This is a genomic window from Alkalibacillus silvisoli (genome assembly GCF_039521975.1).
Taxonomy (GTDB): Bacteria; Bacillota; Bacilli; order Bacillales; family Alkalibacillaceae; genus Alkalibacillus; species Alkalibacillus silvisoli.
The window spans coordinates 89,952-104,443 of sequence record NZ_BAAACZ010000011.1; the positions used below are offsets into that span (position 1 = coordinate 89,952).

Below are 14,492 nucleotides of genomic sequence, written 5' to 3' on the forward strand. Positions count from 1 at the left end.
GTCATAAAACGGATGGTGGACTGAATGAAAAGAAAAAAGAAGGAAAGACAAGAACAACTCGTGAAACTAATAGAAGATACCCCTTTTATAACAGATGAAGATTTAGCAACGAAATTTGGTGTAAGTATTCAAACCATTCGTCTGGACCGACTAGAGCGATCGATTCCAGAATTACGTGAACGGATTAAAGATGTAGCACAAAAACAATGGGACGAAACAGTTAAAGCCCTTCCGTTAGAAGAAGTAATTGGCGAAGTGATTAACCTTGAACTAGATCATTCAGCCATCTCAATACTTGATATTAGTGAAGAACACGTCTTTTCACGAAATCAAATCGCAAGGGGTCATCATTTATTTGCACAAGCTAACTCTCTTGCAGTAGCTGTTATTGATGATGAATTAGCCTTAACAGCAAATTCTGAAATCCGTTTTACAAGACCTGTAAAGTTACATGAACGTGTTATAGCTAAGGCTTATGTTAAAGGTGTTGATGATAAGGAGCGTACCATTGTTGAGGTGTCAAGCTATGTTGGAAACGAACTTGTCTTTTTCGGGCGCTTTCATATGTTTAGATCAACAGATGAATAAAAGGAGCTTAAGTTTATGAGAATTGCAATAGATGCTATGGGCGGAGATCACGCCCCTGATGCAGTAGTTGAAGGGGCTAAACTAGCTATTGACCACTTTAAAGATTTAACAATTACGTTATTTGGTGATGAGGAGCAAATTAAGCCTTTATTAGGGGATTATGATGAAAGGGTTAGTATTCATCACACAACTGAACAAATTGAAAATGATGATGAGCCAGTTAAAGTCGTTCGTAAAAAGAAGAACGCGTCTATGGTTTTAATGGCAGAAGCTGTTAAAAATAAAGATGCTGATGCGTGTATTTCAGCTGGAAACACAGGTGCTCTAATGAGTACTGGATTGTTTAAAGTTGGTCGTATTAAAGGAATAGAAAGACCAGCCTTAAGCCCAACTTTACCAACTATTGATGGCAAAGGGTTTCTACTATTAGATGTCGGTGCTAACGTTGAAGCAAAACCGCAACATTTATTACAATATGCCATTATGGGTTCAGTTTACGTTGAAAATGTACGAAATATTGAAAACCCTAAAGTTGGACTCCTCAATGTAGGAACAGAGAGTCAAAAAGGTACAGAATTAACGAAAAAAGCATACGAACTAATGTCTGATGCTCCAATTAATTTTATTGGTAATGTAGAAGCACGTGATTTATTAGATGGTGTAGCAGATGTCGTCGTGACTGATGGCTTCTCAGGTAACATTGCTTTAAAGTCAATTGAGGGAACAGCTTTATCAATGTTTTCAATGATAAAAGATACATTTACACAAAATATGAAAACAAAACTAGCTGCCGCAGTAGTTAAGTCAGATATGCGTGGAATTAAAAACCAATTAGATTATTCCGAGTACGGCGGGGCGGGGTTGTTTGGTTTAGCTGCACCTGTCATTAAAGCTCATGGTTCTTCAAATGGTCGTGCCATTTTTAGTGCGATCAAACAAACATATGATTTCGTTGAAAAAGACGTTGTGAAATTAATCCAAAAAGACGTCGAAAAGATGGAAAACGGAAAGGAGTCCAATGATGAGTAAGTTTGCTTTTCTATTTCCAGGACAAGGTTCTCAAGCAGTTGGCATGGGCCAAACGTTTTTTGATGAGCATCAAGAAGTACGCGATTTGTTTGAGAAAGCGAATGATGTATTAGGTTATTCATTATCTGATTTAATGTTAAATGGCCCAGAAGAAGACTTAACAAAAACTGAAAATGCACAACCTGCCTTGTTATTAAATAGTGTCGCTATTTTTGAGCAGATTAAAAAAGCAGGTATAGAGCCATCAATGGTTGCTGGGCATAGCTTAGGAGAATATAGTGCACTCTATGCAGCAGGGGCGTTATCTTTTGAAGATGCCATTAAAGCAGTTCACGAACGTGGAAAGTTAATGGAAGAAGCGGTCCCAGCTAATCAAGGGACGATGGCTGCTGTATTAGGTTTGGACGATGAAACAATTATAAACATTACACAAGAAATAACGAGTAATGGTTCAACTGTAAATGTTGCTAATTATAATTGCCCAGGGCAGACTGTAATTTCAGGAACTGTTGAAGGGGTTAATGAAGCAGTTGAGAAGCTTAAAGAATCCGGTGCTAAACGCGCCTTACCTTTAAATGTGAGCGGGCCATTCCATTCTCAATTAATGAAACCGGCAAGCGCTCAGTTTGAAACAGTATTAAATGACATGAATATTAATAAGGCACAAGTACCTGTTTATGCTAACGTTACTGCTAAGCCAGTACATACAGAAGATCAAATTAAACAATTATTAGTAGAGCAACTATATTCACCTGTTCAATTTACAAAAACGTTAGAAAATATGGTTGAAGAGGGTGTTGATGCATTTGTAGAAATCGGGCATGGGAAAGTATTAGCTGGACTTGTAAAGAAAGTACACCGCCCGGCAAAAGTATTCAACATACAAGATGTTGAGCAATTAAATGAGTTTATTAAATGGGCTAAGGAGGAATCATAATGTTAGAAGGGAAAGCAGCTCTTGTAACAGGCGCATCACGTGGTATAGGTAAAGCCATTGCCCTTGAATTAGCAAAACAAGGTGCCAATGTCGTTGTTAACTATGCAGGTAGTAAAAATAAGGCTTTAGCAGTTGTGGATGAAATTAAACAATTAGGGCAAGATGCGATTGCTATTCAAGCTAACGTATCTGAAGCTGATGAAGTTAAAGATTTAATTAAACAGACCATTGATCAATTTGGTTCATTAGACATTTTAGTGAATAACGCTGGAATTACGCGTGATAATTTGTTAATGCGTATGAAAGAAGATGAATTTGACGAAGTAATTGATACGAATTTAAAAGGTGTGTTTAATTGTGTTAAAGGGGTCACGCGTCAAATGATGAAGCAGCGCAAGGGTAAAATTATTAACGTTGCTTCCATTGTCGGTGTAACAGGTAATCCTGGACAAGTAAACTATGTAGCTGCTAAAGCAGGTGTAATTGGTATGACGAAAACCGTTGCGAAAGAATTAGCACCACGTCATGTCAATGTTAATGCTGTTGCTCCTGGTTTTATTGCAACAGACATGACAGATGAACTATCAGATGAAGCTAAACAACAAATGTATGATTTAATACCATTAGATCGTCTAGGTGAGCCAGAAGATGTCGCTAAAGTTGTCCGCTTCTTAGCCTCAGATGATGCTAATTACATGACAGGACAAACGATTCATGTAGACGGCGGTATGGTAATGTAATATAATTAATATCGCTTTGAAAGGAGGTGAACGACATGGCAGACGTTTTAGATCGTGTTAAAAACATTATCGTTGAACGTTTAGATGTTGATGAATCAAAAGTAACAGAAGGTGCATCATTTAAAGATGACCTTGAGGCAGACTCATTGGATGTTGTTGAACTAGTTATGGAACTTGAAGATGAGTTTGATATGGAAATTTCTGATGAAGATGCAGAGAAAATTAATACAGTAGGTGATGCTGTTAATTACATAAACAGCAACCAGTAAATAATTAAAAGGGGATGACAGCATAAAGTCATCCTCGTTTTCTATGATCTTATAGTGAGGGTGTTTGTAGAAGCCTCTGTTAAGATGTATGGTGAGTTAAGTAATTAATTAACTGCGCTGTTCAATTGTGATGACCAACAACAGACTTTAACAGAGATATGTAGAAAAGGTGGGAGTTATGGATTTTAAACAGTTTCAACAAAAATATAATATTCAATTTAATAATGACCAATTATTAAAGCAAGCTTTTATGCATACATCATATGTGAATGAGCATCGGGATGCTGGACTTGAAGATAATGAACGTTTAGAGTTCTTAGGTGATGCGGTGTTAGAACTAGCTGTTTCTCAACATTTATTTCGACACTATCCTGATATGAGTGAAGGTGAATTGACTAAATTTCGGGCAAATATAGTATGTGAACCTTCACTAGAACAATTTAGTCGAACTCTGAACTTAGGTGAGTATCTGTTATTAGGAAAAGGAGAAGAAGCCTCAGGAGGCCGAGAACGTCCAGCTATTTTAGCTGATGCATTTGAGGGACTCATGGGAGCAATTTACTTAGACCAAGGTTTCAAGAAAGCATTAGCATTTCTTCAAGAGTATGTATTCCCTAGTATCGAACCAGGTGCTTTTTCGCATGTGATGGATTATAAAAGTAAGCTACAAGAGTTAGTTCAAAAAGACCATCAATCCGTTAGTTATAAAATTATTGATGAGATTGGACCAGATCATAACAGGCAGTTTGTTGCCTCAGTTTCGTTAAACGGAACAAAAATTGGTACTGGCATTGGTAAGTCCAAAAAAGAAGCTGAACAAGAAGCAGCTAAAGAAGGGTTAAAAGAAGTGTCAAAACCATAGTGTGTTATAGAATCCCCAGTTAGTAAGCATTCCTTTTCTAACTGGGGTATTTCCTATTGTTTACGGTATTTTTTCAACTCGGAAATAATGGCGTTAATTTCAGCAACACTAACCTGTCCTTGGGCATTTAACATGTCATAAATGTCTTTAATATCATGATAATGGTCTAAGTCATAATCTTCAGGTTTTAAAACGGACGCGTTTAATATTTGCAATTGCTTAGCTAGTTCTTCAATAATATATTCTAAATTCTCATAACTTGGTTCGTTCAAATTCATGAATCTCACTCCTATTCCTATTTTGAATCCTTCTGTGAACTCTTATTTTATGATAAAATATATAGGTTGAAATGTTAAGTTTATTATTACATATTAGCGTTAAATTGTCATTGAACAACAGAAATTTTGCTTAGAAATAAATTGTAGCATTTAATAAGTAGGTGTTTAAAGATATGTTTCTAAAAAAGCTAGAGACGGTAGGGTTTAAGTCGTTTGCTGAACGAGTCTCTGTAGATTTCGTTCCTGGTGTAACGGCTGTAGTAGGCCCTAATGGAAGTGGAAAATCAAATATAACAGATGCTATTCGTTGGGTTTTAGGTGAGCAATCCGCTAAATCTCTAAGAGGGGCAAAGATGGAAGACGTTATTTTTTCTGGTAGTGACACACGTAAAGGGTTAAATGTTGCAGATGTTACATTAGTGCTAGATAATCGTGATCAAAAGCTGCCAATTGAATATGATGAGGTAGCCGTAACAAGGCGAGTATATCGTTCTGGAGATAGTGATTATCTCATTAATAAACAACCTTGCCGATTAAAAGATATTACAGATCTATTTATGGATTCAGGCTTAGGGAAAGAAGCGTTTTCCATTATTAGCCAAGGTAAAGTCGAAGAAATTTTATCATCAAAATCAGAAGAACGCCGCAGTATTTTTGAAGAAGCGGCTGGAGTATTAAAATATAAAAAACGTAAGCTCAATGCGCAAAAGAAATTAAATGAAACGAAAGATAATTTAAGTCGTGTTGAAGACATTATTCATGAGATAGAAGGTCAGATTGAACCTTTAGAGAAACAAGCAGAAACAGCAAAGCAATACTTAGAAATGCGAAAGCAACTTGAAGAAGAAGAAGTCTCTTTACTTGTTGCTGAAATTGAAGCGATCTATGCTGATTGGGACCAACTATTAAAATCGATAGATCAATTAAATAAAGAGTTAACAGCTGAGAAGACAATCATCCAGCAAGATGAAGCCAATTTAGAGGAAAAACGTCAGATCATTTATTCCTTAGAGCAACAAATTAGTAAATGGCAGGATGAGAAGCTTTATTTAACGAAAGAAATTGAACAATTAGAAGGGCAAAAAAATGTCCTTGCTGAACGACTAAAGCATTACGATGAAAGTAAAGATAAACTGGAAAATAGCATTCAGACTCATCAAGACCAAGTTGATCAACAAAAATTAGATATTGAAGATTATGAAGCGCGTCTATCTGTACTTCAATCTGCTCGTGATGAAACAAAGCAACAAATTCAATCAAGTAAGGATAAAATGGCCTCAAGTGAAGGCAATATTGAAGAAACGATCGAACAAAATAAAGCCGAATATATAGACTTACTTAATGAACAAGCAGCTAGTCGTAATGAAAAGCACTCGATCCAAAAGCAAATTGAACAAATTACTGATCGTAAAAAGCGACTGGATGAACGATTTGAACAAATGCTTAAAGAACGTGAAGAATTACAAAGCTCTTATGATCAGAATCAAGAGCAAAAAACTAAAATTAATGAGCAGTTGGATGCAATTAAGCAATCATATGAACAACTTGAAGCGACTTTAACAGAACATCAGTCTACGATTTCTAGCGATGAAGAAAAGCTAAATCAGGCTTACCGAATCATTGAACAATTACGCTCAAAGAAAGAAATGCTTGAAGACATGAAAGAGTCTTACAGTGGCTTTTATTATGGCGTTAAAGCTATTTTGCAAGCAAAAGAAAGTGGTCAATTAAATGGGATTCATGGTGCAGTAGCCCAAATCATTCAAGTTCCACAAGACTATGTTACAGCAATGGAAACAGCATTAGGAGCTCAAGCGCAGCATTTAGTTGTCTCAACTGAGAAAGACGCCCGTCATGCCATTCAATTTCTAAAACAATCTAAAAGTGGTCGCGCTACTTTATTACCGCAATCGACGATAAAATCTAGGTTACTTGATGAGCGTTTTTATACAACACTCCAGCAGTTAGAAGGATTTGTTGGCCTTGGTTCAGAGCTAGTAGAATTTGATGAATCATATCGTAACATTGCTGAGAATTTATTAGGTAATGTGATCGTTTCGAAAACATTAGAACATGCCAATGTCATAGCAAAGAAAGTCAATCATCGCTACCGAATCGTTACATTAGAGGGTGATGTTGTTAACCCAGGTGGTTCTATGAGTGGTGGAGCTAAAAAGAATAGTAACCAAGTCTCTCTCTTTACAAGAGAACAAGAACTAGAAGATGTAAATGAGAAGTTGTCAAACTATGAAATGAAAACAAGTCAATTCAAAAAAGATTTAGATACTAAACGCGTTGAGTTAGAAGATTTACAAACACAGCTTTATTCCTTGGAGCAACAGTTGTCTGAAGTTCAATCACAGAATTATAAAGTTGATCAAGAAATGCAATCGTTAGAAATACAGTTTTCTAATATAAATAAACAACTAGAAGTTTATGACCAAGAGAATAAACAATTTGAACAAGACGGTGACATGCTTAATCATCAATTAACACAATTAGAAGAAACATTAGCTAAACAGAGTGAACAGTCTAATGATTTAAAACAAAAAATTGATGATTTAACTCAAAACCAATCGACTTATAAAGCTCGACAAGAAGAACAACAAGAACAGCTTAATCACTTACAAATTAGATTAGCAGAACAAGAAAGTGATGTTAGAAATCAAGAAGAGCGACTAACTCAGCTAAAAGAAGATTTAAATGAAGAAACTAAAGTCAAAGAACAATTGGAAACTGAGTTAAAAGATTTAAATGAATCACATGAAAAATCGCATACGGTAGAAGGTCTTTCAGAAACATTACAAAATCACCGGAATCAGTTAGTTAAAGTGAACACACAATTAGAAGAAGCTCGTGAAAAACGAGAAAGCGAAATGCAACTTCAAGAAGACCTAGAGCGTGAAGTGAAAGAAAAGAATCGACTATATGAAGAGAAGAATAGTCAATTACAAAAACAAGAAGTACAAGCTAACAGATTAGATGTAGACCTTGAAAATAGACTCAAGCAGTTAAGTGATGAATATTCGATGACGTTTGAAAGAGCTAAGGAGCTTTATGGCCCAGCTGAAGATCTTAGCCAAGCCAAAGACCAAGTAGCTAAAATTAAACATGAAATTAAAGCATTAGGGCATGTTAATTTAGGTTCTATAGAAGAATATGAACGTGTACAAGAACGTTATACATTCTTAACAGAGCAGCGTAATGATCTATTAGAAGCGAAAGAAACACTCCATTCAATTATAGATGAAATGGATGAGGAAATGATTCGTAAGTTTAGCGAAACATTTTATAAGATCCAAGAAGAATTCTCAAAAGTGTTTGTAGAACTCTTTGGTGGTGGACATGCTGAATTAAAGTTAACCAATCCAGATGACCTACTTGAAACAGGTGTCGATATTATTGCACAACCACCAGGTAAAAAGCTACAACAGTTAGGATTATTATCAGGTGGAGAGCGTGCTTTAACAGCGATTGCGCTTTTATTTGCCATTTTACGTGTAAGGCCAGTACCTTTTTGTGTATTAGATGAAGTAGAAGCGGCCTTAGACGAAGCGAATGTCGTCAGGTTTGCTGGTTACTTAAAGCATTTTTCAGCTCAAACACAATTCATTGTAATTACACACCGTAAAGGGACAATGGAATATGCTGATGTCTTATATGGTGTTACGATGCAAGAATCAGGTGTATCGAAGTTAGTATCAGTTAGATTAGAAGAAACAGAAGAGATGATATACAATTAACTTAAGATTTAATCTAGGAAAGGAAGACGATTTATGAGTTTCTTTAAAAAGCTTAAAGATAAAGTCAGTAAACAAACAGACCAAGTAACAGATAAATTTAAAGACGGATTAACTAAAACGCGTGATTCCTTTACTTCTAAAGTAAATGATTTAGTAGCAAAATACCGTAAAGTTGATGAAGAATTCTTTGAAGAACTTGAGGAGATTTTAATTTCTGCTGATGTTGGTGTAGAGACGGTCATGAAATTAATTGAAGAGTTAGAAATGGAAGTGAAGCGTCGAAATATCCAAGATACAGAAGAAGTTAAAGAAGTGATTTCTGAGAAGTTAGTTGAAATATACTACGGTGATGATGAAGAGTCTGTAGAGGCTTTAAACTTACAAAAAGACGGGCTTTCTGTCATCTTGATCGTTGGAGTTAATGGTGTTGGTAAAACAACGACAATCGGAAAGTTAGCTCACCAATTCAAACAAGATGGTCAATCAGTTGTACTAGCTGCTGGGGATACGTTTAGAGCAGGTGCTATTAATCAGTTAGATGTATGGGGTGAACGTGCAGGTGTAGATGTTATTAAGCATAGTGAAGGAAGTGACCCTGCAGCGGTGATCTATGATGGCATTCAAGCGGCGAAGTCACGTGGGGCTGATGTATTACTATGTGATACAGCAGGGCGACTACAAAATAAGGTCAACTTAATGAAAGAACTAACAAAGGTTCGAAAAGTAATTGAGCGAGAAATACCAGAAGCCCCTCACGAAACATTACTTGTCTTAGATGCAACAACTGGACAAAATGCCCTAAGTCAGGCTAAAACTTTTAAGGAAGCAACTGATGTTTCAGGTATCGTGCTAACTAAATTGGATGGTACAGCACGTGGAGGAATAGTTTTAGCTATTCGTAATGAAATGAACATTCCTGTTAAATATGTTGGTTTAGGAGAGCAAATAACGGATTTACAACCATTTAATGCTCACCAATTTGTGTATGGTTTGTTTGGTGATTTAATGAATCGAACAGAGCAAGAATAAGAGTAAATACTCACATTGTTTTCACATGTGGTAAGGAGTTTTAAGCCATGCTTGAAAAAACAACGCGAATTAATTATTTATTTGATTTTTATCAAGAGCTATTAACCGATAAACAAAAAAGTTACATGGAATTATATTACTTAGAAGATTATTCCTTAGGTGAAATTTCCGAAACTTATGATGTTAGTCGGCAGGCCGTTTATGATAATATTAGACGTACAGAGGCAATGCTTGAGGAATATGAATCTCAGCTAGGACTCTATGAACGTTTTGACAAGCGAAACAAGATCATTCAAGACATGAAGCAAAAACTGTCAAACCATCAATTAGAAGACACAAAGGTATTATTAGAACAATTGGAAAACCTAGATTAGGGGGACGGTCCATTATGGCATTTGAAGGATTAGCCGACCGATTGCAAGGTACAATTAAAAAAATTACAGGAAAAGGTAAAGTTAGTGAAGCTGACGTAAAAGAAATGACAAGAGAAGTTAGGTTAGCTTTATTAGAAGCTGACGTTAACTATAAAGTCGTAAAAGATTTGATCAAGCGTATTAAAGAACGTGCAGTTGGCCAAGAAGTAATGGAGAGCTTAACACCAGGTCAACAAGTAATTAAAGTCGTAAAAGAAGAGTTAACAGAATTAATGGGTGGTGAGCAAAGTAAGATTGCTGTAGCCAATAAATCACCGACAGTCATTATGATGGTTGGTCTTCAAGGTGCGGGTAAAACAACAACTACCGGCAAACTAGCCACCCATTTACGTAAAAAGTTTAACCGTAATCCGTTATTAGTAGCAGCAGACGTTTATCGCCCAGCCGCCATTGATCAGTTAGAAACGTTAGGTGAGCAGTTGGATTTGCCAGTTTATTCAAAAGGCACAGAGGCAAACCCAGTTGATATTGCCAATGAGGCGATTGCTAAGGCTAAAGAAGAACATCACGATTATGTTTTAATCGATACAGCAGGGCGCCTACATGTTGATGAAGAACTCATGGGTGAATTATCACAAATTAAAGAAGACACATCACCAGATGAAATCTTTTTAGTTGTCGACTCCATGACAGGTCAAGATGCCGTTAATGTGGCTGAAAGCTTTGATGAACAATTAGCTATTAGTGGTGTTGTATTAACCAAATTAGACGGTGACACACGTGGTGGTGCTGCTTTATCTATAAGAGCTGTTACAGGTAAGCCGATTAAATTTGCCGGTATGGGTGAAAAGCTAGACCAACTAGAAGCATTCCACCCAGATCGTATGGCTTCTCGTATTTTAGGTATGGGCGATGTCTTTAGTTTAATTGAAAAGGCTGAAACCGAAGTCGATGAGAAAAAAGCTAAAGAAATGCAAGATAAAATGCGTTCAATGTCCTTTACATTTGAAGATTTCTTAGAGCAAATGGATCAAGTAAAGAACATGGGACCATTAGATGAGTTAATTAATATGATGCCTGGGGCTAATAAGATGAAAGGTATGAAAAATCTTCAGGTTGATGACAAACAATTATCTCATATTGAAGCCATCATTCAGTCCATGACAAAAACTGAACGAGTGGACCCTAGTGTAATCAACGCGAGTCGCAAAAAGCGTATCGCAAAAGGGTCTGGTACTTCAGTTGCACAAGTCAATCGCTTGCTAAAACAATTTGAAGAAATGAAGAAAATGATGAAACAAATGACGAACCAAAAGAAAGGGAAAAAAGGCGGCATGAATCTCCCTTTTATGTAATGTAAAATAATCTATATTTCATTAAAGCGCTTTTCCTTTTGTAGGAGAAGCGCTTTAATTTTGGCTCTAAAATATTTGCTGAGGTAGCGGCAAATTTTACATTACTTTATAAGGTTACTGTCTTTTGGTCGTATATTTTGGCATCATGTGATCCGCTTTTAGTGGATGCTTTAAGGCGACTAAGACTCCTTTAGTTTCGATGTTGTCAACAAACATATTTCAACAGCGGCGTCTTTTCGCATAGGATACAGGAAGTTGGCGGAAGAACCAATATGTTAGTCGACTTAGAGCTGCACCCCTTGTTTTTCACCTGAAAAAACCAAAATATCAACTATTCAAAATAGTCATAAAATTAATTGTTATTTAGTGGGAAATGAGTTAATATATTACCAAAGCCAATATTCTATATAATTCAGGAGGTTGTTAACTTTGAAGAAAATGGGGAAAGTTCTTAGTACTATACTCGTTTTTAGTATGTTGATTACATCTCCGTTAGTCATAAGTGCTCGATCACAGTGGTAGTAATTGGGTAACTCATTATACCTACTACCAATGTATAGATGGTTCTGGTTATCATAAGTTTGAAGAACAACATAGACATATAGGTGATAGACAAGAATTTCGTACTATTAATGAACGTGTTAATACAGCTTGTCCAATGTAATATTAATGAATAGCCTAGTTATATTGAAAGAGTATGGGCTTTTTAGAATGAAAGGGGTCTATCACTATGTTTTCATACTTAAAAGTCACATTTAGAGAACGTTGGAAGATATTTTTAACAATAGGACTTATTTTAGGTTGTTTAGGACTAGCGTACATAGGTACACAAACAATGACTGGTCAAATTGCGATTGAAGCAAGGGGTGAATTGGAAGATGATTGGCGTTATCAATATGATCTTTTAGTTTTACCTCAGTTAGATGATGAAGTCGAGGGGTTGGAAGATGGATGGGTTGCACCACAAAGTAGTATTGCTAGCTATGGGGGAATTTCATTAGAGGATTGGGAAAAAATCAAGGGTATTGAAGGTGTGGAAGTTGCTGCGCCAATTGCGTTAATGGGTTATTTTGAATTTATTGGAATGAATGCAAATGCCTCTAATGCTACACCCGGAAATTGGTATGAAACAACCAAAGAAGTTACTGCTTTTGATGGGATGAAAACACATACGTTGACAGAAACTAGCTCTATTAGTGAGTATTATGATGAATCAATGGAAGATTCTATTTTATATCAAAGACATTTGGAGGAAAGAGGATACCCTTCCAATGTAGCTCCAGGAACTTCTGTAAGGTATCCTAATGAAATGTTGCTTGTTGCTATTGACCCTGAAGCTGAAGACCAATTATATAATGTGTCTGATAGCATGATTTCTGGAAGTTACCTTGATGAATCGTATTCTTCAGAGGGAGCTACTATGCCTGTTGTCCCTGTTGTTGCCCTTAAAGAACCAGAATATGTGATGGAAGAAACGGTAACAGTACATGAAATTAATGTACCAGATAATCTCTCTGAAGACGATATTGTTGGAGGAACAACAAGTTATTTACGTGGATTACCTAAAGAAGAAATTGCCCAATTAGACATTTCATCACTGACTTCTGATTTAAGGTTTAAAAATGTTAATCTAGAATTCGATGATGAAGGTTTTAATGAAGTGGAATACGACCTAATAAATGCCCCTACTGAAATAATTCAATTTTCCCCAATCAATTACAGTCTAATAGAAAATAATGATGGAGATATACCATTGTTAGAAGCTCAAGAGTATCCTAATGCCAGTGATTTTTATACTGAGATCAACATTCCTTTTTACCGTTATTCAGAAGGTGTTAGACAGACACATGATTTTACAGTGGACATAGTTGGATATTATGACTCTTCTGAAATTAGACCGAAATTTGCTGGGTCATGGCAAGAAGAAGACCCTGTCGATGTTTATACCCCGCATCACAGTATGATTATTAAAAATGGACTCGGTGAAGAAATTGAGCCAACACCGCTACTACCACTGCCAGTTAAAGCAAGTTATTATCCTGGTGCGCCTGATATGTTAACGAGTTTAAATGCACTACATCACGTCTATGATGAGGAACCACCATTATCTTCTATTCGTGTTGTAGTGGATGGGGTAGCTGAAAGGTCAGAATCTAGTCAAAGTAAAATTGAAGCAGTTGCAACCGAAATAAAAGAACAAACAGGTCACCACGTTGACATCATGCTAGGGTCTTCTGCAAGTAGAGTACATGTCAATCTAGCTGGAACTGAAGTTGATGAAGTTGGAACAGTAGAAGAAGGCTGGCAGCAAAAAGGAGTCAACTGGTCGATTGAGAATCAAGTCAACCAGACAAATATTTTATTGTTTATTTATCTACTAGCCATTAGTGTGATCTTTTGTTATACGATTATTACTCATAGTCTCTTTAATCGTTCGATTGATTTTGCCATGCAACGAGCGATCGGTTGGACCAGGGGGAAAATTGTTCGAACACTTTCTATAGAAGTTTTCATCATTAGCACAATTCCTTTACTTGTCATTTGGATTACGAACAATTGGTTGGAGGCCGTTTCTTTTATAGACTACTTATATATATGGTTAATTACAATCGCTATTATTTCAATAGGATATGTAACGGGAAGTTATAAAGCACTAAAGCTTTCACCACGAGAAGGGCTAGAAGGTGAAGGAGCCGAGTGGAAGATGCAACGCATGGTAAGAATTCGAGGGATTATGTCTTATTGTCTTCACCAATTATTACGCCGTCCACTGCGATTTGGTTTACTAACGATCGTCATTGCGATTACAACGTTTATGCTTTTACTATCTATTGTGACCCAGCAAATTCTTTCTGATTTTCTATATTTAAGCTTTATCGGTGAATCAATCAACTTAAAGCTAGCGGGCTATCAAACAGCAACACTAATCTTGAGCTTCATTTTAGCTGTTGCACTTACGTTTTTGCTTTTATATTTAAACCTCACCGAACGGAAGAAGGAATTCTTAATCTTTAGTTCAATCGGCTGGCCGATGAGGAGAATTCAGTTTTACATTAGTCTGGAGTCTTTTATTGTTTCGGTTATTGGTGCAGGAATTGGTACAATCGTAGCTAGTCTTTTTATCAATATATATACAGATAGTGTGATTCCTAGCTGGTTGATTTCACTTTCTATTTTATCTCCAGTGGCGTTAATCACCTTGTTCACCATTGTTATTATTGCAGGTTTCAAGGTGAAGGGTGTGACAAAGAATCATCACGCAGCTTAATCTTAAAAAAGAAAGGTGTT

The 14,492-nt window shown here is 36.3% G+C and carries 12 protein-coding genes; 11 read left to right on the forward strand and 1 reads right to left on the reverse strand.

Translation table 11 applies throughout. The features are described 5' to 3' along the window. The first annotated feature begins 24 nt into the window (after positions 1 to 24). From fapR to rnc, 6 genes are all read left to right on the forward strand, one after another. The gene (gene fapR / locus ABDZ63_RS07825) at positions 25 to 588 is read left to right on the forward strand and encodes a transcription factor FapR (protein WP_343782889.1); all 564 of its coding nucleotides are present in this window, start codon (positions 25 to 27) and stop codon (positions 586 to 588) included. A gap of 15 nt (positions 589 to 603) precedes the next feature. Next, positions 604 to 1,617 (forward strand): phosphate acyltransferase PlsX, encoded by a 1,014-nt coding sequence (gene plsX / locus ABDZ63_RS07830; RefSeq protein WP_343782890.1) that lies wholly within the window; start codon positions 604 to 606, stop codon positions 1,615 to 1,617. Beyond that, positions 1,610 to 2,554: an ACP S-malonyltransferase gene (gene fabD, locus ABDZ63_RS07835; RefSeq protein ID WP_343782891.1), complete on the forward strand. Its 945-nt coding sequence runs from the start codon at positions 1,610 to 1,612 to the stop codon at positions 2,552 to 2,554. The genes plsX and fabD overlap by 8 nt, the downstream gene beginning before the upstream one ends. Beyond that, complete coding sequence (gene fabG / locus ABDZ63_RS07840) at positions 2,554 to 3,294, forward strand: 3-oxoacyl-[acyl-carrier-protein] reductase (RefSeq protein ID WP_343782892.1); 741 nt, start codon at positions 2,554 to 2,556, stop codon at positions 3,292 to 3,294. The genes fabD and fabG overlap by 1 nt, the downstream gene beginning before the upstream one ends. Before the next feature lie 35 nt (positions 3,295 to 3,329). Next, positions 3,330 to 3,563: an acyl carrier protein gene (locus ABDZ63_RS07845; protein WP_343782893.1), complete on the forward strand. Its 234-nt coding sequence runs from the start codon at positions 3,330 to 3,332 to the stop codon at positions 3,561 to 3,563. 178 nt (positions 3,564 to 3,741) lie between these two features. After that, entirely contained in the window at positions 3,742 to 4,425 is a 684-nt protein-coding gene (rnc, locus tag ABDZ63_RS07850) for a ribonuclease III (protein ID WP_343782894.1), read from the forward strand. A 53-nt stretch (positions 4,426 to 4,478) separates the two neighbouring features. Here the strand turns inward: rnc and ABDZ63_RS07855 are convergent, their stop codons facing one another. Next, complete coding sequence (locus ABDZ63_RS07855) at positions 4,479 to 4,703, reverse strand: DUF1128 domain-containing protein (RefSeq protein ID WP_343782895.1); 225 nt, start codon at positions 4,701 to 4,703, stop codon at positions 4,479 to 4,481. A gap of 173 nt (positions 4,704 to 4,876) precedes the next feature. On the opposite strand from ABDZ63_RS07855, the gene smc reads away from it, so the two are divergent. The 5 genes from smc to ABDZ63_RS07880 all read left to right on the forward strand — a co-directional run bounded on the left by smc (position 4,877) and on the right by ABDZ63_RS07880 (position 14,472). Continuing rightward, positions 4,877 to 8,446, forward strand: coding sequence for a chromosome segregation protein SMC (smc, locus tag ABDZ63_RS07860; RefSeq protein WP_343782896.1), 3,570 nt, complete (start codon positions 4,877 to 4,879; stop codon positions 8,444 to 8,446). A 33-nt stretch (positions 8,447 to 8,479) separates the two neighbouring features. Next, complete coding sequence (gene ftsY / locus ABDZ63_RS07865) at positions 8,480 to 9,475, forward strand: signal recognition particle-docking protein FtsY (RefSeq protein WP_343782897.1); 996 nt, start codon at positions 8,480 to 8,482, stop codon at positions 9,473 to 9,475. 47 nt (positions 9,476 to 9,522) lie between these two features. Then, positions 9,523 to 9,849, forward strand: coding sequence for a putative DNA-binding protein (locus tag ABDZ63_RS07870; protein ID WP_343782898.1), 327 nt, complete (start codon positions 9,523 to 9,525; stop codon positions 9,847 to 9,849). 14 nt (positions 9,850 to 9,863) lie between these two features. Continuing rightward, positions 9,864 to 11,204, forward strand: coding sequence for a signal recognition particle protein (gene ffh / locus ABDZ63_RS07875; protein ID WP_343782899.1), 1,341 nt, complete (start codon positions 9,864 to 9,866; stop codon positions 11,202 to 11,204). 730 nt (positions 11,205 to 11,934) lie between these two features. Further along, entirely contained in the window at positions 11,935 to 14,472 is a 2,538-nt protein-coding gene (locus ABDZ63_RS07880) for an FtsX-like permease family protein (protein ID WP_343782900.1), read from the forward strand. The last annotated feature ends 20 nt before the right edge of the window (positions 14,473 to 14,492 follow it).

Excerpts from the sequence above, each read along its gene's own strand:
- fapR (WP_343782889.1), top strand. The coding sequence starts at position 25 with ATGAAAAGAAAAAAGAAGGAAAGACAAGAACAACTCGTGAAACTAATA.
- plsX (WP_343782890.1), top strand. The coding sequence starts at position 604 with ATGAGAATTGCAATAGATGCTATGGGCGGAGATCACGCCCCTGATGCA.
- fabD (WP_343782891.1), top strand. The coding sequence starts at position 1,610 with ATGAGTAAGTTTGCTTTTCTATTTCCAGGACAAGGTTCTCAAGCAGTT.
- fabG (WP_343782892.1), top strand. The coding sequence starts at position 2,554 with ATGTTAGAAGGGAAAGCAGCTCTTGTAACAGGCGCATCACGTGGTATA.
- ABDZ63_RS07845 (WP_343782893.1), top strand. The coding sequence starts at position 3,330 with ATGGCAGACGTTTTAGATCGTGTTAAAAACATTATCGTTGAACGTTTA.
- rnc (WP_343782894.1), top strand. The coding sequence starts at position 3,742 with ATGGATTTTAAACAGTTTCAACAAAAATATAATATTCAATTTAATAAT.
- ABDZ63_RS07855 (WP_343782895.1), bottom strand. The coding sequence starts at position 4,703 with ATGAATTTGAACGAACCAAGTTATGAGAATTTAGAATATATTATTGAA.
- smc (WP_343782896.1), top strand. The coding sequence starts at position 4,877 with ATGTTTCTAAAAAAGCTAGAGACGGTAGGGTTTAAGTCGTTTGCTGAA.
- ftsY (WP_343782897.1), top strand. The coding sequence starts at position 8,480 with ATGAGTTTCTTTAAAAAGCTTAAAGATAAAGTCAGTAAACAAACAGAC.
- ABDZ63_RS07870 (WP_343782898.1), top strand. The coding sequence starts at position 9,523 with ATGCTTGAAAAAACAACGCGAATTAATTATTTATTTGATTTTTATCAA.
- ffh (WP_343782899.1), top strand. The coding sequence starts at position 9,864 with ATGGCATTTGAAGGATTAGCCGACCGATTGCAAGGTACAATTAAAAAA.
- ABDZ63_RS07880 (WP_343782900.1), top strand. The coding sequence starts at position 11,935 with ATGTTTTCATACTTAAAAGTCACATTTAGAGAACGTTGGAAGATATTT.